28 protein-coding genes and 4 pseudogenes are annotated in these 24,493 nt (G+C 64.0%); 20 read left to right on the forward strand and 12 right to left on the reverse strand.

The features are described 5' to 3' along the window. The first annotated feature begins 25 nt into the window (after positions 1–25). Positions 26–667: an O-methyltransferase gene (locus tag ACFQDL_RS03740; protein ID WP_379912851.1), complete on the forward strand. Its 642-nt coding sequence runs from the start codon at positions 26–28 to the stop codon at positions 665–667. Positions 668–761: 94 nt separating this feature from the next. Here ACFQDL_RS03740 and ACFQDL_RS03745 read toward each other — a convergent pair whose 3' ends face one another. The 3 genes from ACFQDL_RS03745 to ACFQDL_RS03755 form a co-directional block, all read right to left on the reverse strand. Further along, positions 762–1,358 carry a DUF3501 family protein gene (locus ACFQDL_RS03745; RefSeq protein ID WP_379907875.1) on the reverse strand — a complete coding sequence of 199 codons (597 nt, stop codon included), beginning with the start codon at positions 1,356–1,358 and terminating at the stop codon, positions 762–764. A 29-nt stretch (positions 1,359–1,387) separates the two neighbouring features. Beyond that, on the reverse strand, positions 1,388–2,197 hold the full coding sequence (locus tag ACFQDL_RS03750) for a heterodisulfide reductase-related iron-sulfur binding cluster (RefSeq protein ID WP_379907876.1): 810 nt from the start codon (positions 2,195–2,197) through the stop codon (positions 1,388–1,390). Positions 2,198–2,812: 615 nt separating this feature from the next. Beyond that, positions 2,813–3,232 carry a rubrerythrin family protein gene (locus tag ACFQDL_RS03755; protein WP_379907877.1) on the reverse strand — a complete coding sequence of 140 codons (420 nt, stop codon included), beginning with the start codon at positions 3,230–3,232 and terminating at the stop codon, positions 2,813–2,815. 149 nt (positions 3,233–3,381) lie between these two features. Here ACFQDL_RS03755 and ACFQDL_RS03760 point away from each other — a divergent pair, with 149 nt between their 5' ends. The 8 genes and pseudogenes from ACFQDL_RS03760 to ACFQDL_RS03800 all read left to right on the forward strand — a co-directional run bounded on the left by ACFQDL_RS03760 (position 3,382) and on the right by ACFQDL_RS03800 (position 8,855). Next, the gene (locus tag ACFQDL_RS03760; RefSeq protein ID WP_379907878.1) at positions 3,382–4,305 is read left to right on the forward strand and encodes a hydrogen peroxide-inducible genes activator; all 924 of its coding nucleotides are present in this window, start codon (positions 3,382–3,384) and stop codon (positions 4,303–4,305) included. Positions 4,306–4,314: 9 nt separating this feature from the next. Further along, positions 4,315–5,577 (forward strand): intermembrane phospholipid transport protein YdbH family protein, encoded by a 1,263-nt coding sequence (locus ACFQDL_RS03765; RefSeq protein ID WP_379907879.1) that lies wholly within the window; start codon positions 4,315–4,317, stop codon positions 5,575–5,577. After that, positions 5,565–6,604: pseudogene (locus ACFQDL_RS32910) on the forward strand (intermembrane phospholipid transport YdbH family protein). Before ACFQDL_RS03765 ends, ACFQDL_RS32910 begins: the two are co-directional and overlap by 13 nt. A 25-nt stretch (positions 6,605–6,629) precedes the next feature. Beyond that, positions 6,630–6,827, forward strand: coding sequence for a YnbE family lipoprotein (locus tag ACFQDL_RS03780; RefSeq protein ID WP_379907881.1), 198 nt, complete (start codon positions 6,630–6,632; stop codon positions 6,825–6,827). Positions 6,828–6,839: 12 nt separating this feature from the next. Further along, on the forward strand, positions 6,840–7,181 hold the full coding sequence (locus ACFQDL_RS03785; RefSeq protein WP_379907882.1) for a YdbL family probable chaperone protein: 342 nt from the start codon (positions 6,840–6,842) through the stop codon (positions 7,179–7,181). A 113-nt stretch (positions 7,182–7,294) separates the two neighbouring features. Next, positions 7,295–7,585: pseudogene (locus ACFQDL_RS03790) on the forward strand (disulfide bond formation protein B); the annotation flags it as partial. A 65-nt stretch (positions 7,586–7,650) separates the two neighbouring features. Further along, a complete protein-coding gene (locus tag ACFQDL_RS03795; protein WP_379907883.1) occupies positions 7,651–7,818 on the forward strand; it encodes a disulfide bond formation protein B in 168 nt (55 codons plus the stop codon). Between the two features lie 8 nt (positions 7,819–7,826). Beyond that, positions 7,827–8,855, forward strand: coding sequence for a lipid A deacylase LpxR family protein (locus tag ACFQDL_RS03800; protein WP_379907884.1), 1,029 nt, complete (start codon positions 7,827–7,829; stop codon positions 8,853–8,855). A 273-nt stretch (positions 8,856–9,128) separates the two neighbouring features. Here the strand turns inward: ACFQDL_RS03800 and ACFQDL_RS03805 are convergent, their stop codons facing one another. From ACFQDL_RS03805 to dctP, 5 genes and pseudogenes are all read right to left on the reverse strand, one after another. After that, a complete protein-coding gene (locus ACFQDL_RS03805; RefSeq protein ID WP_379912855.1) occupies positions 9,129–9,428 on the reverse strand; it encodes a TRAP transporter large permease subunit in 300 nt (99 codons plus the stop codon). Continuing rightward, positions 9,410–9,754, reverse strand: a complete 345-nt coding sequence (locus ACFQDL_RS03810) for a TRAP transporter large permease subunit (RefSeq protein ID WP_379912857.1) — start codon at positions 9,752–9,754, stop codon at positions 9,410–9,412. The genes ACFQDL_RS03805 and ACFQDL_RS03810 overlap by 19 nt, the downstream gene beginning before the upstream one ends. Positions 9,755–9,866: 112 nt before the next feature. Further along, positions 9,867–10,424, reverse strand: a pseudogene (locus tag ACFQDL_RS03815) (TRAP transporter large permease subunit); the annotation flags it as partial. After that, positions 10,424–10,969: a TRAP transporter small permease gene (locus ACFQDL_RS03820; RefSeq protein WP_379907885.1), complete on the reverse strand. Its 546-nt coding sequence runs from the start codon at positions 10,967–10,969 to the stop codon at positions 10,424–10,426. The gene ACFQDL_RS03820 and the pseudogene ACFQDL_RS03815, both read right to left, overlap by 1 nt. Positions 10,970–11,038: 69 nt before the next feature. Continuing rightward, positions 11,039–12,046 carry a TRAP transporter substrate-binding protein DctP gene (gene dctP, locus ACFQDL_RS03825; protein WP_379907886.1) on the reverse strand — a complete coding sequence of 336 codons (1,008 nt, stop codon included), beginning with the start codon at positions 12,044–12,046 and terminating at the stop codon, positions 11,039–11,041. Between the two features lie 557 nt (positions 12,047–12,603). On the opposite strand from dctP, the gene ACFQDL_RS03830 reads away from it, so the two are divergent. The 5 genes from ACFQDL_RS03830 (at position 12,604) to ACFQDL_RS03850 (ending at position 16,037) form a co-directional block, all read left to right on the forward strand. Further along, positions 12,604–13,716, forward strand: a complete 1,113-nt coding sequence (locus tag ACFQDL_RS03830; RefSeq protein WP_379907887.1) for a Glu/Leu/Phe/Val family dehydrogenase — start codon at positions 12,604–12,606, stop codon at positions 13,714–13,716. Positions 13,717–13,732: 16 nt separating this feature from the next. Continuing rightward, complete coding sequence (locus ACFQDL_RS03835; protein ID WP_379907888.1) at positions 13,733–14,554, forward strand: NAD(P)-dependent oxidoreductase; 822 nt, start codon at positions 13,733–13,735, stop codon at positions 14,552–14,554. After that, entirely contained in the window at positions 14,497–14,661 is a 165-nt protein-coding gene (locus ACFQDL_RS03840) for a hypothetical protein (protein WP_379912859.1), read from the forward strand. The genes ACFQDL_RS03835 and ACFQDL_RS03840 overlap by 58 nt, the downstream gene beginning before the upstream one ends. A 123-nt stretch (positions 14,662–14,784) precedes the next feature. Next, on the forward strand, positions 14,785–15,735 hold the full coding sequence (locus ACFQDL_RS03845) for a DnaJ C-terminal domain-containing protein (RefSeq protein WP_379907889.1): 951 nt from the start codon (positions 14,785–14,787) through the stop codon (positions 15,733–15,735). Next, positions 15,732–16,037 (forward strand): chaperone modulator CbpM, encoded by a 306-nt coding sequence (locus ACFQDL_RS03850; RefSeq protein WP_379907890.1) that lies wholly within the window; start codon positions 15,732–15,734, stop codon positions 16,035–16,037. Before ACFQDL_RS03845 ends, ACFQDL_RS03850 begins: the two co-directional genes overlap by 4 nt. 164 nt (positions 16,038–16,201) lie before the next feature. On the opposite strand, the gene ACFQDL_RS03855 is transcribed toward ACFQDL_RS03850, so the two are convergent. From ACFQDL_RS03855 to ACFQDL_RS03870, 4 genes are all read right to left on the reverse strand, one after another. Next, complete coding sequence (locus tag ACFQDL_RS03855; protein WP_379907891.1) at positions 16,202–17,551, reverse strand: diguanylate cyclase domain-containing protein; 1,350 nt, start codon at positions 17,549–17,551, stop codon at positions 16,202–16,204. 151 nt (positions 17,552–17,702) lie between these two features. After that, positions 17,703–18,161, reverse strand: coding sequence for an EVE domain-containing protein (locus ACFQDL_RS03860; protein ID WP_379907892.1), 459 nt, complete (start codon positions 18,159–18,161; stop codon positions 17,703–17,705). 95 nt (positions 18,162–18,256) lie between these two features. Beyond that, positions 18,257–19,051: a GGDEF domain-containing protein gene (locus ACFQDL_RS03865; RefSeq protein ID WP_379907893.1), complete on the reverse strand. Its 795-nt coding sequence runs from the start codon at positions 19,049–19,051 to the stop codon at positions 18,257–18,259. A 65-nt stretch (positions 19,052–19,116) separates the two neighbouring features. Further along, positions 19,117–19,614: a CHASE domain-containing protein gene (locus tag ACFQDL_RS03870; protein ID WP_379907894.1), complete on the reverse strand. Its 498-nt coding sequence runs from the start codon at positions 19,612–19,614 to the stop codon at positions 19,117–19,119. 505 nt (positions 19,615–20,119) lie between these two features. Here ACFQDL_RS03870 and ACFQDL_RS03875 point away from each other — a divergent pair. The 6 genes and pseudogenes from ACFQDL_RS03875 to ACFQDL_RS03900 all read left to right on the forward strand — a co-directional run bounded on the left by ACFQDL_RS03875 (position 20,120) and on the right by ACFQDL_RS03900 (position 24,417). Then, complete coding sequence (locus ACFQDL_RS03875; protein ID WP_379907895.1) at positions 20,120–21,223, forward strand: polyamine ABC transporter substrate-binding protein; 1,104 nt, start codon at positions 20,120–20,122, stop codon at positions 21,221–21,223. Between the two features lie 85 nt (positions 21,224–21,308). Beyond that, entirely contained in the window at positions 21,309–22,157 is an 849-nt protein-coding gene (locus ACFQDL_RS03880) for an ABC transporter ATP-binding protein (protein ID WP_379907896.1), read from the forward strand. Between the two features lie 8 nt (positions 22,158–22,165). Continuing rightward, positions 22,166–22,426, forward strand: coding sequence for a TOBE domain-containing protein (locus ACFQDL_RS32915; protein WP_379907897.1), 261 nt, complete (start codon positions 22,166–22,168; stop codon positions 22,424–22,426). Continuing rightward, positions 22,423–23,320, forward strand: a pseudogene (locus ACFQDL_RS03890) (ABC transporter permease subunit). The gene ACFQDL_RS32915 and the pseudogene ACFQDL_RS03890 overlap by 4 nt, the downstream one beginning before the upstream one ends. A 76-nt stretch (positions 23,321–23,396) precedes the next feature. Beyond that, entirely contained in the window at positions 23,397–23,612 is a 216-nt protein-coding gene (locus ACFQDL_RS03895; protein WP_379907899.1) for an ABC transporter permease subunit, read from the forward strand. Continuing rightward, complete coding sequence (locus ACFQDL_RS03900; RefSeq protein ID WP_379907900.1) at positions 23,605–24,417, forward strand: ABC transporter permease subunit; 813 nt, start codon at positions 23,605–23,607, stop codon at positions 24,415–24,417. The genes ACFQDL_RS03895 and ACFQDL_RS03900 overlap by 8 nt, the downstream gene beginning before the upstream one ends. Positions 24,418–24,493 lie beyond the last annotated feature (76 nt).

Here is a 24,493-nt window from a genome sequence, read left to right on the forward strand (position 1 = left end):
TTTCGAACAGACCGTCTTTGCCCCCATGACCGACTTTATCGTCAACGAAGCCATCGAGGACTACGCCTTTCTCAGCACCGGCCCGGAGCCCGCACTGCTGCAGGAGCTGATCGATGAAACCAATCGCAACATGGGCTGGCCGCAGAAGCTGTCGGGGCGACTGGTCGGCCGGACGCTGAAGATGCTGGCGGCACTGACACGGCCGAAGGTGGCGCTGGAGATCGGCATGTTCACCGGCTATTCGGCGCTCTCGATCGCCGAGGGCATGCCCGATGACGGCCGGCTGATCTGCTGCGAAACCAACCCCCGCGCGATCGAGTTCGCCCAGGGCTTTTTCGACCGCAGCGAGCATGGCCACAAGATCGAAGTGATCTTCGGACGTGCCCTCGATACGCTGGAGACGCTGGATCTGGAACTGGATTTCAGCTTTATCGATGCCGACAAGCGCAATTACCTGGAATACTACGAGCGGGTCAAGGCGATGACCCGCTCCGGCGGCCTGATCGTGCTCGACAATGTGCTCTGGTCCGGCAAGGTGCTGCAGCCGGAGTCCGAAATCGACGATACGCTGGTCGAGCTGAACCGCCGTATCGCCGCGGACAGCGATGTCGAGAACATCTTCCTGACGGTGCGCGACGGCATCAATGTGGTGCGCAAGCTCACGTAGGTTGGAATGGTGCCCAGTAGGTTGGAATGATGTCCCGAAGGGACGAATTCCGACGCGGGCATAGCACGGGGTTCGAACCCGGTACCTCATGGACTCAATGCGTCACCGGCGCGAGGTCCCCCACCAGCGCATCGCGCAGCGCCGGGCTCAACTCCGTCGCCTCGACGCGGTAGGCGGGATGTCCGATGCCGGCCGTCACCTTGGCGCCGGCACAGGCCGCCCCGACCATTTCAGGCGTCAACTCGAAGCGCAGGAAATGCACGCTGGAGGTCTTGTCCTCGGTGCTACGTTCCATATCCTCATCGGCGATCGGCGTGACTCTGTCCAGGTCCCCGACCCGCATCCAGACCCGGTGCTCGATGCCGACCATCTCGGCCAGGCGCCGGTGGCGCTCCTCGACGTCGGTGAACTCGATCATCATCGTCGCCTTCCAGTTGCTGCCATCGGGGATCAGCGGGTTGTAGGCATCGAGCTCGTCCTGGATCTCCTGTACCTCGAACAGCTTCTCGACCCGAAGCATCTCCTGGATCTGGTACTGGATGGTGGTCCTGTCCTCGAAAAACAGCCGCACATGCTCGCCGAGCATCAGTTGCCGGTTGCGCTTGTGGCTCATCACCTCGGCGCGGAATTCGGCACGGCGCCGGGCATAGGTCTCCAGCGACCAGAGATCGTCAGGGGTCAGTTTGGTCATGGCTAAACTCCGCTACTTGATACAAAAATTCAGATTCCGTAGGCCTTGCGCAACAGTGCCATCGGGTTCTCCGGTTCGGCGACCGACTCGCTCAGGTGGCCAATATGGGTGGCCGCCATCGGACAGTCGCTGGCGAAATGATCGGCCTGCTGCTGATCCACCTTGCGCACCACGGGTTTGGCGATCTTGACCGATTTGTCGCGGGTCTCGACACGTACCGCATAGGTACCGTCGTGGCCGGAGCAGCGCTCCAGCGCCTGGACCCGGGTATCCGGCACCAGGCTCAGCACATCGCGGGTCTTGAGGCCGATATTCTGCACCCGCAGATGGCAGGCGACCTGGTAGCTGATATCGCCAAGCCCCTGCTTGAAGTCGGTCTTGAGCTCGCCGCCCTTGTGGCGCAGCCAGAGGTACTCGAAGGGATCGAAGAAGGCGGCCTGCACCTTGGCGACACCGGGGTCGTCCGGGAACATCAGCGGCAGTTCCTGCTTGAACATCAGCACGCAGGAGGGCACCGGCGCGATCAGATCGAACCCCTCGTCGACCAGTCTGGCCAGCACCGGGATATTGGCCTCCTTGGCCCGCGCCACCGATTCGAGATCGCCGATTTCGAGCTTGGGCATGCCGCAGCACTGCTCCCGCGGCACCAGCTCGATGCGGATATCGTTGTGCTGGTAGACGCGATAGAGGTCCTCGCCCAGATCCGGCTTGTTGTAGTTGCCGTAACAGGTGGCGAACAGCGCCACCTTGCCGGTGGTGCCGTTGACGGCCCGGGGCTCGATCGCGCGGGCAAGGCCGCCGACCCGTTTGCGCAGGGTCTTGCTGTGATATTGGGGCAACGGCGCCTCGTGATGCACCCCAGGGTTTTCTCGAGCAGGCCGCGGAAGGCAGCGTTGCGGTTCATGCCGTTGACGGTGACGTCCACCAGCGGGATGGTCGCCAGGCGCCCCATCCTGTCCGTGCTGGTCAGGGTCCTGTCACGGAAGGAGGCGCCCTCGCTGCGAAAGCGTACCGCCTTGGCCCGCAGCATCAGGTGCGGAAAATCGACGTTCCATTCGTGGGGCGGCACGTAGGGACACTTGGTCATGTAGCACATGTCGCAGAGGTAGCACTGATCCGCGACCTTCATGTAGTCGGCCTTGTCGACGCCGTCGACCTCCAGGGTTTCGGATTCGTCGACCAAGTCGAACAGCGTCGGGAAAGCATCGCAGAGACTGACGCAGCGGCGGCAGCCATGGCAGATGTCGAACACCCGCTCCAACTCCCGGTTCAGTGCCTCGCTATCGTTGAACTCGTCCGACTTCCAGTCGATAGGATGCCGGGTCGGGGCTTCCAGGCTGCCTTCACGCGTCGTCTTGCTCTGACTCATCTGCTCTTGCCTCCCGGGTTACGAAGCGGATATGCGGTTGGGTTCGGATAGTCGGTGCGGTGCGCGAAGCGCACCGCACCGCCGACTAGCTGTCCAGCGCGTCCAGGGCCTTCTGGAAGCGGTTGGCGTGGCTGCGCTCCGCCTTGGCCAGCGTCTCGAACCAGTCGGCGATTTCGTCGAAACCCTCGTCGCGCGCGGTTTTCGCCATGCCCGGATACATGTCGGTATATTCGTGCGTTTCGCCGGCGATGGCGGACTTCAGGTTGGCCGCGGTTGCGCCGATCGGCAAACCGGTCGCCGGATCGCCGACCTCCTCGAGGTATTCCAGATGGCCGTGGGCATGTCCGGTCTCGCCCTCTGCGGTGGAGCGGAAGACGGCGGAGACATCGTTATAGCCTTCGACATCGGCCTTGGAAGCGAAGTAAAGGTAGCGGCGATTGGCCTGGGATTCGCCGGCGAATGCATCCTTCAGGTTTTGTTCGGTTTGCGAGCCTTTGAGCGACATGACACACCTCCAGAAACTGTTGGGGAGATCGTTTCGGTTCCAAGAGCCCACGCGCGGCCTGCTGCCACTCAGGCTCCCTGGTTAAAAAGTAGGCGGGCATCTAGAATCTGTACAATAGATAAATTCAGATGTAGCGATCGGTTTTTTCGATGACACATCCGCCGACCCTGAAACAGCTCAAATACCTCTGCGCCGTGGCCGAACATCTGCACTTCGGCCGCGCGGCCCGGGCCTGCTATGTCTCACAGTCCACCCTCAGCGCCGGTATTCAGGAACTCGAGGAGCACCTGGGCGTGGTCCTGCTGGAGCGCAACAGCAAGCGGGTCCTGCTGACCGAGGTCGGCCGCGAGGCGGTGGCGCGCAGCCACCAGATACTCAACGCGGTAGAGGACCTGGCGGCGTTGTGCGAACGCTCGGCGTTGCCGCTGAGCGGCCGCATGCGCATGGGGGTCATCCCGACCATCGCGCCCTATCTGCTGCCGCGCCTGCTGCAGCGGCTGCGGGCCGAGCACCCGGCGTTTCAGCTGTTTATCCGCGAAGACCTGAGTCAGCACCTGGTAGACGCGCTGCAGCAGGGCGACCTGGACCTGCTGCTGCTGGCGATCCCCTTCCCGGCCGAGGGCGTGGAGACACTGCATCTGTTCGACGACGATTTCGTGCTGGCCTACCCGCCCCGCCATCCGCTGGGCGCGCTGGAGCTTCTCCATACCCGGGACCTCCAGGGGCAGGACCTGCTGCTGCTCGAAGAGGGCCACTGCCTGCGCGGCCATGCCCTGGCCGCGTGCCGGCTCAACAGCGGCGAACTGTCGGTGCCCTACCAGGCCACCAGCCTCAACACCCTGGTACAGATGGTCGCCAACGGCATCGGCGTCACGCTGCTGCCACGCATGGCCCTCGATACGCCGATTCTGGCCGGTACCGGCGTGCGCACCAAGCGCTTTGCCGAAGCCGGCGTGCGCCGCTCGATCGGCCTGATGTGGCGTCGCCAGGCGGCGCGCAGCGAGGAATTCCGTCTGCTGGGTGAATTTATCCGCCAGCACGGAGTCCCTCCCTCCAGACCCCCAAGCCGCTGAAGGACCGCGATGATGCTGCGCCGCGCACTCTGGCTGCTGATACCGCTGCTGTTGCTGGGCCTGCTGTATGCCGGTCTGCCGGCGCTGGCCAGCTACGTGCTGACCGGTTGGCTGGAATCCCGCGGCTTCGAGCAGCCCCAGCTGCAACTGGCCCATCCCGGGCGCAACCGCCTGCTGATCCGCCATTTCAGTCTCGGACAGCAGCAGCCGCAGCGACACCTGGCGCTGACCACCGACTCGATCGAGGTCGAGTATGCGCCCCTGACACTGCTGCTGGAACAGCGCCTGACGCTGATCCGCATCCCCCGGATCGAGCTGCGCGTGCGCCAGACCGGCACCGCGCCCCCCGACAGCGCGCCCTTCGACCTCGCCACGATGCTGCCCACCGCCTGGCTCGGTCTGGCGCCGGCGGACCGCCTGCAGGTCGGGCAACTGACCCTGAGCTACGACAGCGGCGGCGGGCCGGAGCCCGTTCTGCAGGGCAATTTCGATCTGCAGCAGGGGCAGTTGATCAGCCGCCTGCAGCTGTTTTCCGCCTCCCGACCGCTGGCGCGCCTGGACCTTCAACTCGATGGCGGCAACCGTTTCGAGGCCAGGCTGACGCACGACAACGCGCCGCTCTACCAGGCCCGGGGCACACTGCACCGCCGTGACGCTGAGCTGGATATCGACCTCCTCCAGACCCTCGCGCTGGACCGGGCCCGGGACTGGCAGCAGCAGTGGCTGCCGCTGGCGATGACGCTGCCCGGCATCGAGGGCGAGCTGCACAGCGAAGGGCGACTGCAGCTGCCATTGCAGCTGGACCTGGCCGCCACCGACTGGTGGCGGGCGCTGTCGCTCGAGCAGCAGCTCAGCGGCGAGCTGAGGCTGCAGGCACCGGTGGCCGGACTGGAACGCCTGACACTGCCCCTGGACGGACGGCTGCAGGTCGATAACGGCCACCTGCAGGTGCGGCTCCCGGCCGGCGGCGAACTCCAGTTTAAGGGGCTCGAGCTGGGCGCCTTCGGCACGTCCGCACTCACCACCCGGCTGGCAAGCACACTGGAACTCGACGCCTCGCTGGACGACCTGCCCGGCAGCGCAATGCTGGCGCCCCTGACCCTCGAGCTTGCCAGCGCCCGGCTGCAACATGACCAGGGGAGCTGTTGCTGGGCCCCGCGTCGCTGCATCTGCAGACAGTCGATATGCAGCAGCGGACACTGTCCGGTGCGGTCGCGTTCGAGCGCATCGAGTGGCAGCAACCCGAACAGCCGCTGCCGATGGCGGCGCTGAGCAGCGACTTCGAGTTCGACGGCTCGACCCTGGAGAACCGCTTCGAACTGCGCCTTGACGCCCCGTCGCTGATCGCCCAAGGCCGGGCCCGCACCCGCCTGGCGCCCCTCGAAAGCGATATCCACTGGCAGACCCGGCCGCTGGCACTGAAGCAGGTGGAGCAGCTGTGGAACCGCTATCACCCGCCGGCGCCTCCGGAGCTGACGGTGACCGGCGGTCAGCTGCACCTCGACGGCAGTGCCAACTGGACGCAGGACGGCCTGGCGCTACGGCTTGAGCCGCACATCGAGCGGCTCGCGGCCCAGTGGCGGGCAGCCCGCATCGAAGGCGGCGAATGGAAGGGGCTGGCCCTGATGCGCCGCAACGGACGCCTGGAACACCAGGGCCGGCTGAGCATCCCGCTGCTCGATATCGGCTTTCCGGTCGAGACTGTCGAGGCCGTCTACGACTACCGTCAGGCACCGCAGCAGCCCCTGAGCTGCGCCTCGAGCAGTTCGAGGCCCGGCTGCTGGGCGGTCACCTCGATGTCGATTCAGTTAGCATAAATCCGCTCTCGCCCAGACTGGAAACCCGGGTCAGACTGGAGCGCCTGCAGCTGGCACGGCTGCTGGAGCTGCAACAGCAGCCGGGTCTCAGCGGCGAGGGTGAGCTGTCGGGGGTTTTGCCGCTTCGATACGACCCGACAGGCCTGCGGGTACGCGACGGCCGCATCGGCAATGCAGGCCCCGGCCGGATTCGTTACGCTCCCGACGCCGGCGTCGCCGCACTGGGGCAGTCCCATCAGGGCATGGCAATGGCACTGCAAGCGCTGCGGGACTTTCATTACGAGGTACTGTCGGTCGACCTGCAGTACGCGCCCGACGGCGCCGCCCTGATGCAGACGCGCCTGAAAGGTTACAACCCGGGCTGGAACGGCGGCCGGCCGGTCGATTTCAATATCAATATCGAGCAGAACCTGCTGAAATTGCTGCAGGCCCTGCAATTTACCGGCAAATTAACGGATTCGATCGAGCAACGCTACCGTTAGCCCGTGCGGAACTGAGGACACTATCATGGATATCAGGCAACGACTCGGCGCCCTGGCGCTGGCAGGCATCGGACTGATCGTCGGCTGTACGCCGACGGTGCAGATCGCAACGCCCAGCGAGCCGATCACCATCAACCTGAACGTCAAGATCGAGCACGAGATCCTGGTCAAGGTCGACCGCGAGATCGATGAACTGCTCCAGGAAAACAGCGACCTGTTCTAATAGGAGTCCGTCATGAAGAAGACACTGAAACACCTGCTCGCCATGATGGGCCTCGCCCTCAGTCTGCTGGCCCTCCCGGCCTGGGCGCTGTCCCTCGATGAAGCCAAGGACCAGGGCCTCGTCGGCGAACAGGTCAACGGCTACCTCGGCATCGTGGTCGACAGCCCGGACAGCGCCCTCAGATCCCTGGTGGCCGACATCAACCGCCAGCGCAAGGAGGCCTACCAGGACAGCGCCAAAAGCGCCGGTGTCGAGCTGCGCATCATCGAGCTGCGGATCGGTCAGCGCCTGCAGCAGAAGGCGGCACCCGGCCACTACATCCAGTCTCAAGGCGGCAGCTGGCAGCGCAAATAGTCAGGTGGAGCGGTTTCGGATATGGTTATCGAGCCCGGCTGCTGCAGCGAAGGCGCGCCGGGCATGACGACAACAGAAGAAACGACAATCACTGACACTTTCAAGGACTGCCCGTGATTCCCAATCCCGACAACGCCGGACTCTCCTATCGCCTGATCAACTTTATCGGGCTGGCCGCCTGTGGCGGCACCCTGGCCTTCGCGGTGCTCTACCTCCAGGGCGAACTCGGTATCGAGCCCTGTCCGCTGTGCACCGTCACCCGCGTGATCCTGCTGGTCATGGCGGTGCTGTTCCTGATCGGCTGGGTGATCAATCCGCGTCCCTGGCTGCAGCGCTTGCTGGCCGGCTGCAACCTGCTGCTGGTGTTCGGCGGCCTGGCGGCAAGCCTGCGCCAGATCTGGCTGCGCACCACCGCCGATCTGCCCCCTGCGACCAGCTCGACGGCACCGCGCTCAACGGCGGTCCGGGCATGCCCTCGCTGGCCGAGGCCTTCCGTGGTGTCGGAGAGTGCGCCGACAATGGCTGGAGCCTCGCCGGCATCGACTGGCCCTATCTGATGCTGGTGCTGTTCGTGCTGCTGCTGGTGCTGGTCTGGCGCCAGCTGCGCAAGCGCGCGCGCCGCAGCTATTTTTCCTGAGGCCCGCCGTGCGTACCCGGATCCTGCTGCTTGCGACGCTGTTGCCGCTGCCGACCCTGGCCGAGGAGGGTGCGCCCTGGACCTACAACTTCTATCTGGAAAACGACCTCTTCGCCGAGACCGACCGCCACTATACGAACGGGGCCCGCTTCTCGGCGGTCTCGCCCGATATCGACAATTTCCTCTACGATCCGCGCCTGCCGGCCTGGGTACGGGAGCTGAACGACTGGTTCGAGCCCCTGTACCCCGTGCCGGAATCGCGCATCGACGAAGTCCGGCGCAATATCGTGCTGACCCTGGGCCAGCAGATCTACACGCCGGAAGATATCGACCGTACCGATATCGATCCGACCGACCGGCCCTATGCCGCCTGGCTCTACGGTGGCGTCGGCTACCATGCCAAGACCCGCAACAAGCTTAATTCGGTGGAGCTCAATCTCGGCATGATCGGCCCGGCGGCGCTGGGCCAGGAAGCCCAGGATTTCATCCACGATCTGCGTGGCTTCGACAAGTTCCAGGGCTGGGACAACCAGCTCGAGAACGAGCCCGGCCTGCAGCTGGTCTACGAGCACAAGCGCCGCCAGCAGAGCCTCAAGACGCCCGCGGGCTGGGGTACCGACCTGATCTGGCACGCCGGCGGCAGCCTCGGCAACGTCGCCACCTACCTCAATGCCGGCGCCGAGCTGCGGCTCGGCTGGCGCCTGCCGGACGACTTCGGTACCTCGGCGCTGCGCCCCGGCGGCGACAACAGCGCCCCGGGCCGTCGCGACCCGCGCCTCAACGGCACCCTGGGTCTGCACGGCTTCGTTTCGCTGGACGGCCGCTGGGTGCTGCAGGACATCTTCCTCGACGGCAATACCTGGCGCGACAGCCACTCGGTCGACCGCGAGTCGCTGGTCGGCGAAGCGGCCCTCGGCGTCTCGGCGGTGTTCGAAGGCTGGAAACTCTCCTTCGCCCGCGTCCACCGCAGCCGGGAGTTCGAGGGCCAGCGCAAGGGCAACAGCTACGGCTCGCTGTCGGTTTCGTACAGCTACTAACCTGGAATGAGCCGAAGGCGAATTCCAACGGGGCAATCGACGGCACGTGTGGAGGGTGGGTAGAGCGATGCATTTTACCCGCCAGAAAGGTTTCGCGCCTTGTATGGGCATCGCGAAACCCGCCATATCGATCGTATTGCAGATCGATTGGTGTCAGCCGGCAGAGCGGTTGTTGGGCTTCGCGGCCTTCATTTGCTCCTGCAATGCAGGCATTCCCGCCGGGCGGCTTACCGCAATCCATTGCGGTTGCTATGCCGCGCTACCCAACCTACATCAAATAAACCCCAGCAACCGCGGCAGGAACAGCGACAGCTCCGGCACGAAGGTGGTCACCAGCATCACCGGCAGCCCGACCCAGGCGATCAGCATCAGCGCCGGCATCACCGTCTTGTGGATCGAGACCTGGCCGATACGGCACGCCATGTAGAGGATCGGGGCCACCGGCGGACTGTTGGCGCCGATCACCACCGAACAGGCGACGATCGAGGCGTAGTGCACCGGGTTGACACCCGACTCCACCATCAGCGGCAGGAACAGCGGCGCGATCACCACCGTCACCGAGACATCGTCCATGATGGCGCCGGCCAGATCAGGAAGAGGTTGACCGCGATCAGGATCATCACCGGGTCCTTGATCAGCGAAGCCACGGTCTCGGTCAGCTCCTGCGGAATCCGCTCCGATGCCAGGATACGCCCGATCATGAAACTGAACAGCAGGATCAGGATCACGGTGCCGGTGGTTTCGGCGGCGGCGATCACGCTGTGGGAAAACCGCTTGAGGTTGAGGTCGCGGTAGATCAGGAAGCCGATAACGATCGCCACGAAGGCCGCCACCGCCGCCGCTTCGGTCGGCGTGAAGACTCCGCCGTAGATGCCACCGAGGATGATCACCGGCAGCATCAGCGCCGGCGTCGCCCGCAGCGTGGCCCGGCCACGACTCGGGGTCTGGGACAGGGATGCCGGGCCTGGACGCGACCTCCTCGAACAGACGCCCGACTGACAGCCGGTTGGCGATGATCAGGCCCGCGATCAGCAGCAGCGCCGGCCCCACCGAGGCGGCGAAACAGGCGGCCACCGACTGGCGCGTCACCACCGCGAACAGGATCATGGTGATCGAGGGCGGAATCAGTATCCCGAGCAGAGACGAGATGCCGAGCAGTGCCGAGGAGTAGCCACGGGGATAGCCGCGCTGCTCCAGCGGACCGATCATGATGGTGCCGATCGACGCCACCGCAGCGGTGGCGGTGCCGGCGATGGCGCCGAAAATACCCGACGCCAGCACCATCGAGGCGCCCATGCCGCCGCGGCGCCTGCCCACCAGCATCTCGATGAAGTCCACCAGCCGGCGAGCAATGCCGCCGCTCTGCATCAGGTAGCCGGTCAGGACGAAGAGCGGCAGCGCGATCAGGATCACCGAATCGACCGAGCGATAGCCCTGCAGCATCAGGGTGTTGAGGTTGGCATCGTAGGCGAAGGTGAGATACGCCAGCACGCCGGCGAAGGACCAGGCGACCGGTATGCCGATGCCCATCAGCACCAGCAGCAGGACTATGGCCAGTAAAGCTTCCATCAGCGCATCTCCGGCTTGGGTTCGGAATCGGACAGGGGCAGACTGCGGCGGCTTTCGCCGACCGCGACAACGCCGCGGCAGCAATCGCGCAGGGCGTAGAGGGTACAGCCGACCGAGGCGAACAGGATCGAGGCCTGGGGCAGCCAGAGCGGAATGCCCAGTCCCGGCGTGGACTGGGGCCGGCGCATGCCCCACTGAAGCATGCGCCAGGACAGCACGACGAAGAAGCAGCAGATCGCCAGGGTGACGACAGCGACCAGCGTCTGGTGCAGGGCCCGGGTACGCTCGTTAATCAGCTGCTGCTGCAGGAAGTCCACCACCAGGTGTTCGCCCTTGCGGCTGGCGATCAGGCTGCCGACCATGTAGAGCCACATGCCGAACAGCATGATCAGCTCGAGCAGGCCGACGACCGACCAGCCAAATACGTAGCGTGACAGCACCAGAAACAGCATCAACGCGACAACCAGCAGGCTCGAGACCAGAGCCATGGCATCGAGCAGCCGACCCAGGCCCCGGTCGAGGCGGGACAGAGTGTGGCCAATCATAATGAGAATCCTCCCAACGACCGCGGCCCGGAAAGCCCGGGCCGTGGTCGTTCTGCCGGCGGTTATCGGTCAGAGCGCAGACGCATTGCCGCGAATGGTTTCCATGATTTCCGCGCCGACTTCTGCATCCATCAGCGGCCAGACCTTCTCGCGTGCCGCCCGGGCGAAGACGCCGATCTGTTCGTCGCTGGGCTCGAAGTACTCCATGCCCGACTCCTTGGCCTTCTGCACATAGAACTCGTCCTGCTCGCGGGCGGCCTTGAACTGCTCGTTCATCACCTCGATGGCGGCGTCCGAGACAGCCTTCTGCTGCGCCTCGTCCAGACCGTCGAAGGATTCGAGGTTCATCGTCAGGATGCCGGTCATGAAGAAGTGCTTGGTGCGCACGTAGTAGTCGAGGGAGTCGCGGAAGTATTCGTAATCCCAGTAGATGACGTTGCCGGCTTCGCCGTCGACCACGCCGGTCTGCAGCGCGGTGTAAACTTCGCCCCAGTCGATTGCGGCTGTCTGGTAGCCCAGCGCCTGCATGGTCTGGGGAGCCGGGAAGACGGTCATGGTGCGGACCTTGAGGCCGTCGGCCTGCCCGATGTCGAGGGCATACTTGCCACGCGTCGCGACGCCGTTGAAGCCTTCCGGCCAGGGGCCGAAGAATTTCAGGCCTATATCCTCGTAGATGCCGCCGAGCATGTTGTTGACCCAGCCGCCCGGGCTGTAGGCCTTGATCGCCTCGTCCCAGGACAGGGTCATGTACGGGGTGTAGATGACGCCGATACGCTTGTCGTAGGAGGTCATCGGCCAGTTCAGCATGATGTCGATATCACCGGCCACCAGCAGGTCGAACACTTCCTGCTGTCCGCCCAGCTCGTTCTGGTAGAACACCTTGACGTCGAGGTCGCCGTTGGATTTCTCCTCGATCAGCTCGCCCCAGCGCTTCAGTGCATCGCCGGCCGGCGAGCCCTTGGTACCGGAATCGGTCGCCAGTTTCAGGGTTTCGGCCTGGGCAGCGCCGGCCAGCAGCGCGGTCGCGGCGGCCATTGCGGTGACCAGGGAGCGGAATTGTTTTTTGATCTGCGCCATCTCGAACCTCGTAGTAGCTGTGTGCGATGTCGAGTCGGCTTTTATCACGGGCACTTTTTCAGCGGCAATGACGGCGGACAATCGGAAATTTCAGCAAATACAACTGCCTTTTTAACCAAAAAACCGCTTTTTATGCCACCTATTTCAAAACAGACAGGGCAAAACAATCAACACTCCGTATCAGGCCCCTCGGATTACCTGAACGAGGTTTCCAGGCCTGTTCGTAACCGGTACCGTCACGGGTCGCAACCGGAATGCTCAAATGAAAGGCATTCTCATCCTGATCGCCCTCCCGACCCGGAAAAGCGCCTCCAGGCCCGGGAAAAGCGCCTCCAGTCCCGGGAAAAGGCCCGGCGATAATCTTACAATTTATTGATTCATATCATTTTTTCGCCTGATCCGAGCAATGCCTCATCGTCCGGACGACATACTGAAAAGGCGCGCATACGACCTTTACGGGAGGGCGACGGCGCCCATTGAGGCCGCCCTAAAAAGGGCATCCACCATCAGCCACGCGAAAAGCTGCTTTACTTAGCCTGAAACGGAGGAGACTGCAGATGAAGCTGGATTTCGACGGCGGCGACCGTCTCGGCCCCACCCGGATCATCCAGGTGCGGGAGCCGGGCATCGGCCTGGAGGGCGTGCTGGTGATCGACAATGTCGCGGCGGGGCCGGCGATCGGCGGCCTGCGCATGGCACCGGACGTGAGCCTGACCGAGTGCGCGCGTCTGGCACGCGCCATGACGCTGAAGAATGCTGTGGCCTCGCTCTGCCATGGTGGTGCCAAGTCGGTGCTGGTGGGCGATCCGCGCATGCCGCCCGGCGACAAGGAGCGCCTGATCAGGGCCTTCGCCTGCGCGCTGCGCGACTGCCGGGACTATATCTTCGGCCCCGACATGGGCACCGACGAGTCCTGCATGGCCTGGGTCCGGGACGAGATCGGCCGGGCCGTCGGTCTGCCCTCGGAACTTGGCGGCATCCCGCTGGACCAGATCGGCGCGACCGGTTGGGGCCTGTTCCAGGCCATCGACGAGGCGGCACCGGACTGCAGTCTCGAACTCGATGGCGCCCGTGTCGCGGTGCAGGGTTTCGGCGCCGTCGGCCGCCATGTCGCCCGCTTTCTCGCCGAGCGCGGTGCCCGCATTGTCGCCGTCTGCGACTCCCGCGCCAGTCTCTCCGATCCCGCCGGGCTCGATCTCGAGCGACTCGAAACACTGAAGCGCGAGGGACGTTCGGTGGGCGAGTACGGCGAGGGTCGGGTCGCGGCCGCCGAGGCCATCGTCGATATCGAGTGCGACATCTGGATACCGGCGGCGCGCCCCGACGTGATCCGCGCCGACAACGTCGACCGGCTGCGGACCCGTATGGTGGCCCAGGGCGCCAATATCCCGGTGACGCCCGAAGCCGAGGCCCGGCTGCACGCACGCGGCATTCTCAGCCTGCCGGATTTCATCGCCAACGCCGGCGGCGTGATCTGCGCCGCCATGGAATACCGCCATCTGAGCCAGTCGGTCGCCTTCGAGAGCATTCGCGACAAGGTCAGAAGCAACACCCGGGCCATGCTCGATGCCGCCCGGGCAGGCGGCCTGGCACCACGCCAGGCCGCCGAACAGCTCGCCACCGAACGGGTACAGAAGGCGATGCAACTGAAACGCTGGGCCCTCTATTGAGCCAGGAGTTCGCCTGATGAAGATTCTTTTTTACGGCCAGGGACTCGACAGCGAGCGCTGGCTCGATGCGATCCGTCAGCACCTGCCGACCCAGGACATACAGCTCTGGTCGCCCGGGCTGTCGCCGCAGTGGCAGGCCGACTATGCACTGCTCTGGCATCCGCCGGTCGAGCTGTTCGCACAGCAGACGCGCCTGCGTGCCATTTTCAATCTGGGTGCCGGCGTCGATGCGCTGTTGAGCCTGCCGGGACGCCCCACCGAGGTGCCGCTGATCCGGCTGCGCAACGCCGGCATGGACCGGTGGATGCTCGAATATGTGCTCTACGGCATACTGCATTTCGGGCGCGACTTCGACCGCTACCGGCAGCAGCAACAGCAGCAGCATTGGCAACCGCTGCAGGCCCGCGCGCGGGAGACCCTGCGCATCGGCCTGCTGGGACTCGGCGCCCTCGGCAGCCGGGTCGGCCAGTCACTGCAACAGCTGGGCTATTGTGTTCAGGGCTGGAGCCGTACACCGAAATCGATCGACGGCATCGACACCTATTCGGGCCTGGAGCACCTCGATCATTATCTCGGGCACTGCGACTTCCTCGTCAACCTGCTGCCGGCCACGAACGAGACCCGGGACCTGCTCGATGCCCACCGCCTCGCCCAGCTGCCCCGGGGCGCGGTGCTGATCAACCCCGGCCGCGGCGACACCCTGGACCCGGGAGCCCTGCTCGCCGCCCGGAGGCCGGCCACCTGCGCGGCGCCCTGCTCGATGTCTTCGCCGAGGAGCCGCTGCCGGCCGGTCACCCGCTATGGTCACGCCCCGAGGTCATCGTCACGCCCCATATAGCCGCCCCGACACTGATCGACGGGGCGCTGGAACAGATCGCCGGCGACATCCAGGCACTGGAGGAAGGGCGTTATGTACCGCGGGTCGATGAGGCAAGGCAATATTGAGAGGTAGGGTGGAATGAGCGAAGCGAATTCCACCAGAGATGTCGGGAGTTATCTGAAAACACCGGTGGAATTCGCAAGCTCATTCCACCCTACGTAGCGTGCACCTTTGAGCGAAGCGAAACTATGGAGTTCAAGGATTATTACAGGATCCTCGGGGTCGATCCCGAGGCCGACAAGACGGCGATCAAGGCCGCCTATCGCAAGCTGGCACGCCGTTACCATCCCGACGTCAGCAGCGAAGAGGACGCCGAGGCGCATTTCAAGGAGGTCTCCGAAGCCTACGAGGTGCTGAAGGATGCCCAGAAGCGCGCCGAATACGACGAACTGCGTCGTTATGGCCGTCACGGCAAGCCGTTCGAACCGCCACCGGGCTGGCAATCGTCGGCCGAATTCCGTGCCGATACCGACCCCTTCGGCGGCTTTTCGGACTTTTTCGAGTCGATCTTCGGCGGTGCCCGCCAGCAGCACCGGCCCCGCGGTGAAGCCCGCGGTTTCGCCAGCCGCGGCCGGGATATCGAGCTCGATCTGCCGATCTTTCTCGAGGATACCCTATCGGAGGAGTCCAAGCCGATCAGCTTCGAAGTGCCACAGGTCGATGCCAGCGGTCACCTGGTGCAGAAGCGGCGCCGGCTCAACGTCAGGATCCCGGCCGGCGTCGTCGACGGCGAACGCATCCGCCTCAAGGGTCAGGGCGCACCGGGTCTGCAGGGCGGCACCCCCGGCGACCTCTATCTGCGCATCCGCCTGGTGCCCCATCCGCTGTTCGACGTCGAGGGGCACAACCTGATCATCACGGTACCCCTGACGCCCTGGGAGGCGGCGCTCGGGGCCCGCATCCAGGTACCGACCCTGAACGGCCGCATTCAGCTGAAGATACCGCCTTCCAGCCAGACGGGGCAGCGCCTGCGCATTCGCGGCAAGGGACTGCCCGGACGCGGTGGCGCAAGGGGCGATCTTTATGCGGTACTCAAGGTGGTGATGCCGCCGGCCGGCGATACGCAGGCAGAAAAGCTGTGGCAACAGCTGGCCGACGCCGTCCCGTTCGACCCGCGTGCAGACTGGAGCAAGTCATGACCCCTGTGCAGATAGAACTGAGCTTCGAGGAGTTCAGCCTGGCCTCGGACCTGCCGGAGAAAGTCCTGCTGCGGATGGTCGAGGAAGGCATCCTCGAACCTGGCGGCGCGTCGCCCGACCGCTGGCGTTTCGAGTCCACGATGATCGTGACAGCACGCAGGGCCTCACGCCTGCATCGCGACCTCGGCATCGACTGGTCCGGTATTGCACTGGCACTGGAACTGCTGGAGGAACTGGAGCGTGCGCGCCTCGAAAACCGCCTGTTGCGCCAGCGCCTCGGACGTTTCATCGAAGAGCCGTAGCCTGGAATGAACGGAGTGAATTCCGGGTTTCCCCAAGCGCGTGCCACAACGGCATGGGCCGCCACCCCATGGACCGTCCCCGTGGAGCGCCACCCGGAATGCGATTCACCGGTCGGAATTCGCCCCTTCGGGGCATCATTCCAACCTACCGGCATCATTCCAACCTACATAGCGTAGTCCGCCAGGGCGGATTTTCGCCTTGCCTTGACCTGATACATCCGGCTGTCGGCCAGCGCCATCAGGTCGTCGAGGTCATCGGCTTCGGACGGGAACAGCGCCCAGCCCATGCTGGCACCGACCGATATCCGTTGCGATTCGCAATCGAACGGCTCGTCCAGTGCCAGGCGCAGTTTGTCGACCACCTGGTCGGCCTCGCGGGCGTTGCGCACCATCGGCAGCAGCAGTACGAACTCGTCTCCACCGGTCCGGGCCACGGTATCGGAGGCGCGGGATACCCGGCGCAGCCGGGCGGCGACTTCCAGCAGCACCAGGTCGCCGGCGTGATGGCCGAAGCGGTCGTTGACCGGTTTGAAACCGTCCAGGTCGATATAGCAGAGACAGAATTCGAGGCGTCCCCGCCGGCTCAGGGCCAGCAGTTGGGCTGCACGCTCCAGCAGCAGCCGCCGGTTCGGCAGGCCGGTCAGGGGGTCGTGGGTCGCTCGGCGCTCGAAACGGCGGAAGGTCTGCATCAGTTGCAGCAGCAACACCAGGATGATCAGCAGCAGACCATAGGCGAGAATGCGGACCCGCATCGCCGCGAGCCCGCTGTCCGAGTCGTCCGGCAACAGGCCGAGCTGCCAGGCACTGTGCTGGAAAATCACCTCCTGGGTCAGCACGCCCGGCCGCTCGAAAAGTCCCGGCGGGCCGAAGAACTGGGCCCCCTCGGCACCCAGGCCGTCCACCCCGCGGATGGCGACCGTCCCGGCGAGTTCACCGGCGATACCGGCCCCCTGCAGCAACGCCTCCATGTCGATCACGATCGAGGCCATGCCCCAGTACCGGTGGCTGGTGCCGTCATCGACGAACACCGGGGTACGGACGATCAGCCCCAGGCCGCCCTGAACCAGCGCCACCGGGCCGACGACCAGGCTGCTCTGGCGCTCGATCGCCTCCCGTACCGCCGGCCACTGGTCGGGGTTATGACGATAATCGAACCCCAGCACCTTTTCGTTGCCTTCACGGGGATAAACGAAACGCACCACATTATCGGGCGCCAGGGCGATATTGCGGATGTAGGTACCGTCCTGCACCATCCGTGCAGCGACGAACTCGAACTCCGCGCGCGTCAGGTAGGGACGATATTCCAGATAGGCCATCAGGCCCCGGGTGAAATGGATGACCGAATTGATCTCGCTCTCGAGCCGGGCCCTCAGTTCGGCAAGGCGTGCCAGAGACTCGCGCTGACGTGACTCCTGGACCCGCTCGGAGGCCAGCCCCGCAACATACTCGGTCACCAGTGTACCGCTCATCGTAACCAGCAGCAGGCACAGGAGCGGTACCAGGCGCCGGCGCATCAGGCTTCTCCAGCCGAGAAGCATCATAACTGACGGTCGCTGTCGCAGAGATAGACGATCGCTTTCATTGCATTCCCTGTCCGAGCGGCAGTTCCTTCGATTCGTGGGCTTTCAGCAACATATCCGGAAAATCTGGAAAAAACAATTCCGATCAGTCCGCCATCGACAGCAATATCTCCCATTCCTGCGGCCGCACCGGCTGCACCGAAAGCCGCCCCTGACGCAACAGCACCATCTCGGCGAGTGCAGGTTCGCGTTTCAGCTCCTTCAGCGGCAGCACCCGGGCGAAGCGCTGCAGCAACCTGACATCGACGCAGAACCAGCGCGGCGCCCCGGGCGTCGCTCGCGCGTCGAACAACGTATGCTGCGGATCGAACTGGCTGGGGTCGGCATAGGGATCGCTCACCACCTCGGCGATGCCGGCAATGCCGACGTCCTTGCAGCTGCTGTGGTAGATCAGTACCCGATCGCCCGTACGCACCCGGTCACGCAGGTAGTTGCGCGCCTGGAAATTGCGAATCTCATCCCAGCGTGCGGTCTGCTGCGGGCACGCGGCCAGGTCCTCAATTCCGAACACATCGGGCTCGGTCTTGAACAGCCAGTAGTTCATGGCGGAGTCTCATGCAATCGATAACGGCGGCCAGTATAACCGATACCATTGACGCTTCTGTGCCATGATGAGCGACTCCTGCCCTCCCAATAGGGTCAGGCCTGTTTCGAGTAGGCTTTCATCTCGTACATCCGCGTATCAGCGACGGCCATCAGTGCTTCCAGATTCTCCGCGTCGGTGGGATAGAGCGCGCAACCGAAACTGGCGCCGATATCGATCTGATGGCCACGGTAGCTGATCGGTGGCTCAAGTGCCTGCGCCAACTTGCGGATGACCTGCCGAGCCTCGTCCGCGCCCTGCATCAGCGGCAGCAGGATAACGAACTCGTCGCCGCCGGTACGGGCAACGGTATCGGACTGGCGCAGCGCCCCGAGGAGGCGCTTCGCGACCTCGAGCAGTACGGCATCGCCTGCATGATGCCCTAACTTGTCGTTGACCGGCTTGAAGCCGTTCAGATCCACATAGCAGAGCCCGAACCCGAGCCCGCTGCGATTGCTGAGCGACACCAGTTGCCGGGCACGTTCCAACAGCAGTCGCCGGTTGGGCAAGGCGGTCAGGGGGTCACGCGTTGCGCGCTCTTCGGCACGGTGAAAAATCCGCACCAGCTGCAAAGACAGCGCCACCATTGCCAACAGCAGGCCGTAGCTGAGCGCTTTTACCCGCAACCCCGCGGCAAGCGCGCCTCTGGCCCGGGGCACAACGCCCAACTGCCACCAGTTGCGCCGGAAAGATACCACCTGGGTCTGCACGCCTTCCGTCTCGAAAATTCCCTCGTCGCCCCAGAACTGGTCCTGATCCGCCCCCAGGGTATCGACATGCCGGATAGCCAGGGGCCCCAGCTCCTGCTCATAGACGCCGGCCGCCCGCAACACCGATTCGATATCGATCACGACCGAGCTCATGCCCCAGTAGCGGCTGTCCTTGCCTTCGTCGACGAATATAGGGGTCCGGGCAATCAGTCCAGTTCCCCCTGTACCAGCTCGAGCGGACCGGCCACCATCGTATCGTTACGATCGATCGCCTGCAGAATCGCCGGCCACTGCCGTCGATCCTTTTCGTAATTGAGGCCCAGAACCGCTTCATTGCCCTGGCGGGGATAGACGAAACGCACCACATTGTCCGGTGCCAGTCCGATATTGCGGATATGTTGGCTACCGCGCAGGATATGCGAGGCGATGATTTCCAGCTCCCCCGGAGCAGCGTCGGGTCTGGCGACAATATAGGCGCTCAGCCCACGGGTCAGATAAAGCACCGAGTTGATCTCGCTCTCGATCCTTGCCCTCAACTCCGACAGTTGCGCCTGCGTTTCGCGCTGCTGGGACTCAAGCACCCGCTGAGTGGCCAGACCGGCGACATACTCGGTACCCAGAATCCCGCAGACCACCATCAACAGAATGCCAAGATAGGGTATCCAGCGCTTTCTCCATCTGGCCCTGTCCTTGTGTTTTTCCATGCCTCCAACACCCCGGCTTGCCTGAAGCCCTCAGGCAAAAGTCTCCGAACAGCGACAGTCAAACGCTCGCAATCCCCACCCAAGCATATGATTTATTGAGAATAATTCCAGAAATCAGGCGTGCCAAATGTATATTTAATGCCAAGAGACGGACGGTTCGCAGCTCTGTGAATATCCTGCGGGCGGCAACAGCCCCCTACCTTACCGCCCGCTTGACGTCGTCACAATCCCTGTCTAGCTTGAATCGGACGGGCGCAGACAGCCGTTCCACAACCCGCCACTCCTGCCGCCGCGCCGGTCGGGACCGGGGCGCCGCCGGTGCAAACACGGTCGCCACCTTACCAAGGCGAAAACGGGCTAGCAGCAGAAAAAAATGTTGGTGTTTTTTTCCCGTTTTGTTCATATTCGGCGCTGCAAACAGGCGCTGTACCGGGTCTTTTTCGCCCGACCCCGCAAAGCGTTTTACAGCATCCATTTTCCTATTGTTGATGGGGGATCCCATTCGATGAAAAGCCGGTTGTTCGGATTGAAAACTCTCGCCGCGGCCCTGGCGCTGGGCATGTCGCTGCAGGCCTCGGCCGAAGAGGAATTGCATGTCTATAACTGGTCCGATTATATCGCCGAGGATACGATCGACAGGTTCCAGCAGGAGACCGGCATCAAGGTGCTGTACGATGTCTACGACTCCAACGAGGTGCTCGAAGCCAAGCTGCTGGCCGGCAGCAGCGGCTACGACCTGGTCTTCCCGACCGCCCGCCCGTTCGCCGACCGCCAGATCAGCGCCGGTATCTTCCAGCCGCTGGACAAGTCCAAGCTGAGCAACTACGGCAACCTGGATCCGGTGATCCTGGGCTCGCTCGGCGATATTGATGCCGATCACGCCCACCTGGTGCCCTATATGTGGGGTACCACCGGCATCGGCATCAACGTCGGCAAGGTACGGGAGATTCTCGGCGAGGATGCGGCCCTGGACAGCTGGCGGCTGGTGTTCAATCCTGAGGTCAGCGCCAAGCTTTCGGCCTGCGGCGTATCGCTGATGGACGACCCGACCGAGGTGCTGGTCGCGGCCCGCGCCTACCTGGGCAAGAACCCGAACGACTATGGCAGCGAAGCGCTGGATGAAGCGGCCGCCGTGGTCAATGCGGTGCGTCCGAACATCCGCTACTTCCACAGCTCGCAGTACATCAACGACCTGGCCAATGGCGACCTCTGCGTTGCCCACGGCTACAGCGGCGATATACTCCAGGCCAAGGCCCGCGCCGAAGAAGCCGGCAACAATGTCGAGATCGCCTACCTGGTGCCGTCCGAAGGTGCCGTCGTCTGGACCGACGTCATGGCGATTCCGGCCGATGCACCGAACGCCGCCGCCGCCCACAAATTCATCGACTTCCTGATGCGCCCCGACGTCATCGCGCCGATCAGCAACTATGTGGCCTACGCCAACGCCAATGCCGCGGCCACGGAACTCGTCGACGAGGCGGTACGCCAGGATCCGGGTATCTACCCGCCCCAGGCGACCCGCGAGCGCTTCATCACGCTGAAAACGCCGAGCAACCGCGAAACCAAGGCGATCAACCGCCTCTGGACGCGAATCAAGACCGGCCAGTAAGTTCCTTCCAGTGCCCCCGCCAGCCGTCTGGCGGGGGCATTATTGACCCGGAGTACAATCAGAGTTGATGAACCAGGCACGGAACTTGGCCCGCGACACCGACTGGCAGGGGTCCGACAGCGAACCGGCCATCCGCATCCAGAACGTCACCAAGACCTTCGGCAACACCTACGCGGTGGACGATGTCAGCCTAGACATCCACCGCGGCGAGTTCTTCTCGCTGCTGGGGCCGTCCGGCTGTGGCAAGACCACCTTGCTGCGCATGCTGGCCGGCTTCGAAACCCCGACCAGCGGCCGCATCCTGATCGATGGCGTCGACGTCACCGAGGTGCCGCCGTACGAGCGCCCGATCAACATGATGTTCCAGTCCTATGCGCTCTTTCCGCACATGACGGTCGCCGACAATATCGCCTTCGGCCTGAAACAGCAGCGTATGCCGCGCGCCGAGCGCGACGTTCGTGTGCAGGAGATGATGGAGCTGGTGCAGATCGCGGCATTCGGCAAACGCAAGCCCCACCAGCTCTCGGGCGGCCAGCGTCAGCGTGTCGCCCTCGCCCGGGCCCTGGCACGCCATCCCCGCATCCTGCTGCTCGACGAACCCCTCGGGGCGCTGGATAAGAAGCTGCGCGAGAAAACCCAGTTCGAACTGGTCAATATCCAGGAACGCCTGGGCATCACCTTCATCATCGTCACCCATGACCAGGAAGAGGCGATGACGATGTCCTCGCGCATCGCCCTGATGCGCGAGGGCCGCGTCGAGCAGGTGGATCCGCCACGGCGCCTCTACGAATTTCCGGTCAGCCGCTATGCCGCCAACTTCATCGGCTCGGTCAACCTGTTCGAGGGGTGGTGCTGGAGCAGGACGGTGACGAGATCCTGCTGCAATGCGACGAAGCGGGCACCCTATTGCGGGTGCGTGACAGCCGCAGGGTGAGCCACGGCATGCCGCTGTGCCTGGCCGTGCGACCGGAGAAGATTCGCCTGCTGCCGGCCGGCACCGAAGGCCCGAACCGCCTGCAGGGGGTCATCAAGGAGATCGCCTATCTGGGTGACGTCTCGATTTACCATGTCGAGCTCGAAACCGGCAAGCGGGTCCAGTTCACCCAGTCCAACGTGCTGGCCCTGGCCGAACAGCCCCTGAGCTGGGACGACGAGGTCGCCCTCAGCTGGCAGCCGGACAGCTGCGGAGTCCTGACCGAATGAGGCGCCCTGCTCTGCCCCGGGGCCGCCACTGGATCATCGGCCTGCCCTCGTTCTGGCTCGGGCTCTTCTTTCTGCTGCCGTTCCTGTTCGTATTGAAGCTCAGCCTGTCCGAATCGGTACTGGCCCAGCCGCCCTACCTGGACCTGATCCGCGAATTCCAGGACGGCCTGATCACCCTGACGATCAACCTCGGCAACTACCAGTTGCTGCTCGAGGACAGCCTCTACGTCAAGGCACTGATCAGTTCGCTGGAGATCGCCGCCTTGTCGACCCTGCTGACGCTGCTGCTGGGCTATCCGATGGCCTACGCCATCGCCCGTTCGCCGCGCCACTGGCGGCTGCCGCTGATGATGCTGATCATCCTGCCGTTCTGGACCTCCTTCCTGATCCGCGTCTATGCCTGGATCGGCATTCTCAAAAACAATGGCCTGATCAACCAGACCCTGATGGCGCTGGGGCTGATCGACAGCCCGCTGGAGATCCTGCACACCCCGGTGGCGGTCTATATCGGCATCGTCTACAGCTATCTGCCGTTCATGGTACTGCCGCTCTACGCGACCCTGATCCGGCTCGACCTGACACTGCTGGAAGCCGCGGCGGACCTCGGCTGCCGCCCTGGAAGCAGTTCGTCACCATCACCCTGCCGCTGTCGATGCCGGGGGTGCTGGCCGGCGCCCTGCTGGTGTTCATTCCGGTGATGGGCGAGTTCGTCATTCCGGACCTGCTCGGCGGCCCCAATACGCTGATGCTGGGCAAGCTGATGTGGACCGAGTTCTTCAGCAACAAGGACTGGCCCTGGCCTCGGCGCTCGCCGCCGTGCTGCTGGTGGTGCTGATCATACCCTTCATGCTGCTGCGACATTTCGAACAGCGCGCCGAGGAGGGGCAGCAATGATGTCTCAACCGACCTGCTGCGCCCTCATGCTGCTGCGTCGCTCTCGAAAGTCACCGCAACGTGCCGAGGAGGGACAATGATGCTGCGCCGTTCCCCACTCCTGCTCACGGCGTTGATCTTCGGCTACGCCTTCCTCTACGGCCCGATCATCAGCCTGATGGTCTATTCGTTCAACAAAAGCCGGCTGGTGACCGTGCTCTTGGGAAAGGCTGGGTTCAGCACCAAGGAGTACCTTGAGCCACTGCAACGCTATCCTTGGAATTCGCTGATACTTGGGGGCCGATATGCTTAAACGCTCTCCGTTGCTGCTCACGGCGCTGATCTTCGGCTACGCCTTTCTCTACGGCCCGATCATCAGCCTGATGGTCTATTCGTTCAACGAAAGCCGGCTGGTGACCGTCTGGGGAGGCTTCAGCACCAAGTGGTATTTCGAGCTGCTCCAGAACCAGCAGATCCTCGGGGCCGCCTGGCTCAGCGTGAAGATCGCCGCGCTCAATGCCAGTATCGCCGTGATCCTCGGCACCCTGGCGGCACTGGCACTGGTGCGCTACCGGCGCTTTCGCGGCCGCGCCACCCTCGAAACCATGGTCACGGCACCGATGGTGATGCCCGATGTCATTATCGGCCTGTCGCTGCTGCTGCTGTTCATCTCGATGGAGGACCTGATCGGCTGGCCCCAGGGTCGCGGCCAGACCACCATCACCCTGGCCCATATCACCTTCTCGATGGCCTATGTCACGGTGGTGGTGCGCAGCCGCCTGGCCCATATGGACCGCTCTCTCGAGGAAGCGGCACTGGACCTGGGCGCCCGGCCGCTGAAGGTGTTCTTCGCCATCACCCTGCCGATCATCGCGCCGGCGCTGGTCGCCGGCTGGCTGCTGGCCTTCACGCTGTCGATGGACGACCTGGTCATCGCCAGCTTCGTCTCGGGCCCGGGTGCCACGACGCTGCCGATGGTGGTTTATTCGAGCGTGCGTCTGGGTGTCAGCCCGCAGATCAATGCCCTGGCCACCATCATCGTGGTGATTGTCAGCATCGCGGTGGCGATCGCCGGCGTGCTGATGTACCGGCAGGAAAAGCGTAGCCAGTCGTCGTAGGAGCCTCGCCCCGAGGCGAAACGGTCCAGCACTGCGGTCGTTCGCTGCGGGGCGCTGCACCTACGGGGACGTCGCT

This window comes from Marinobacterium aestuariivivens, from assembly GCF_042661465.1.
Classification (GTDB): domain Bacteria; phylum Pseudomonadota; class Gammaproteobacteria; order Pseudomonadales; family Balneatricaceae; genus Marinobacterium_A; species Marinobacterium_A aestuariivivens.

Bases quoted from the DNA above. Each gene is read 5' to 3' on its own strand.
- ACFQDL_RS03740 (WP_379912851.1), top strand. From the start codon at position 26: ATGACCGACTTTATCGTCAACGAAGCCATCGAGGACTACGCCTTTCTC.
- ACFQDL_RS03745 (WP_379907875.1), bottom strand. From the start codon at position 1,358: ATGACCAAACTGACCCCTGACGATCTCTGGTCGCTGGAGACCTATGCC.
- ACFQDL_RS03755 (WP_379907877.1), bottom strand. From the start codon at position 3,232: ATGTCGCTCAAAGGCTCGCAAACCGAACAAAACCTGAAGGATGCATTC.
- ACFQDL_RS03760 (WP_379907878.1), top strand. From the start codon at position 3,382: ATGACACATCCGCCGACCCTGAAACAGCTCAAATACCTCTGCGCCGTG.
- ACFQDL_RS03765 (WP_379907879.1), top strand. From the start codon at position 4,315: ATGATGCTGCGCCGCGCACTCTGGCTGCTGATACCGCTGCTGTTGCTG.
- ACFQDL_RS03780 (WP_379907881.1), top strand. From the start codon at position 6,630: ATGGATATCAGGCAACGACTCGGCGCCCTGGCGCTGGCAGGCATCGGA.
- ACFQDL_RS03785 (WP_379907882.1), top strand. From the start codon at position 6,840: ATGAAGAAGACACTGAAACACCTGCTCGCCATGATGGGCCTCGCCCTC.
- ACFQDL_RS03795 (WP_379907883.1), top strand. From the start codon at position 7,651: ATGCCCTCGCTGGCCGAGGCCTTCCGTGGTGTCGGAGAGTGCGCCGAC.
- ACFQDL_RS03805 (WP_379912855.1), bottom strand. From the start codon at position 9,428: ATGGACGATGTCTCGGTGACGGTGGTGATCGCGCCGCTGTTCCTGCCG.
- ACFQDL_RS03810 (WP_379912857.1), bottom strand. From the start codon at position 9,754: ATGCTGCCGGTGATCATCCTCGGTGGCATCTACGGCGGAGTCTTCACG.
- ACFQDL_RS03820 (WP_379907885.1), bottom strand. From the start codon at position 10,969: ATGATTGGCCACACTCTGTCCCGCCTCGACCGGGGCCTGGGTCGGCTG.
- dctP (WP_379907886.1), bottom strand. From the start codon at position 12,046: ATGGCGCAGATCAAAAAACAATTCCGCTCCCTGGTCACCGCAATGGCC.
- ACFQDL_RS03830 (WP_379907887.1), top strand. From the start codon at position 12,604: ATGAAGCTGGATTTCGACGGCGGCGACCGTCTCGGCCCCACCCGGATC.
- ACFQDL_RS03835 (WP_379907888.1), top strand. From the start codon at position 13,733: ATGAAGATTCTTTTTTACGGCCAGGGACTCGACAGCGAGCGCTGGCTC.
- ACFQDL_RS03845 (WP_379907889.1), top strand. From the start codon at position 14,785: ATGGAGTTCAAGGATTATTACAGGATCCTCGGGGTCGATCCCGAGGCC.
- ACFQDL_RS03850 (WP_379907890.1), top strand. From the start codon at position 15,732: ATGACCCCTGTGCAGATAGAACTGAGCTTCGAGGAGTTCAGCCTGGCC.
- ACFQDL_RS03855 (WP_379907891.1), bottom strand. From the start codon at position 17,551: ATGCGCCGGCGCCTGGTACCGCTCCTGTGCCTGCTGCTGGTTACGATG.
- ACFQDL_RS03860 (WP_379907892.1), bottom strand. From the start codon at position 18,161: ATGAACTACTGGCTGTTCAAGACCGAGCCCGATGTGTTCGGAATTGAG.
- ACFQDL_RS03870 (WP_379907894.1), bottom strand. From the start codon at position 19,614: ATGGAAAAACACAAGGACAGGGCCAGATGGAGAAAGCGCTGGATACCC.
- ACFQDL_RS03875 (WP_379907895.1), top strand. From the start codon at position 20,120: ATGAAAAGCCGGTTGTTCGGATTGAAAACTCTCGCCGCGGCCCTGGCG.
- ACFQDL_RS32915 (WP_379907897.1), top strand. From the start codon at position 22,166: ATGCCGCTGTGCCTGGCCGTGCGACCGGAGAAGATTCGCCTGCTGCCG.
- ACFQDL_RS03895 (WP_379907899.1), top strand. From the start codon at position 23,397: ATGATGCTGCGCCGTTCCCCACTCCTGCTCACGGCGTTGATCTTCGGC.
- ACFQDL_RS03900 (WP_379907900.1), top strand. From the start codon at position 23,605: ATGCTTAAACGCTCTCCGTTGCTGCTCACGGCGCTGATCTTCGGCTAC.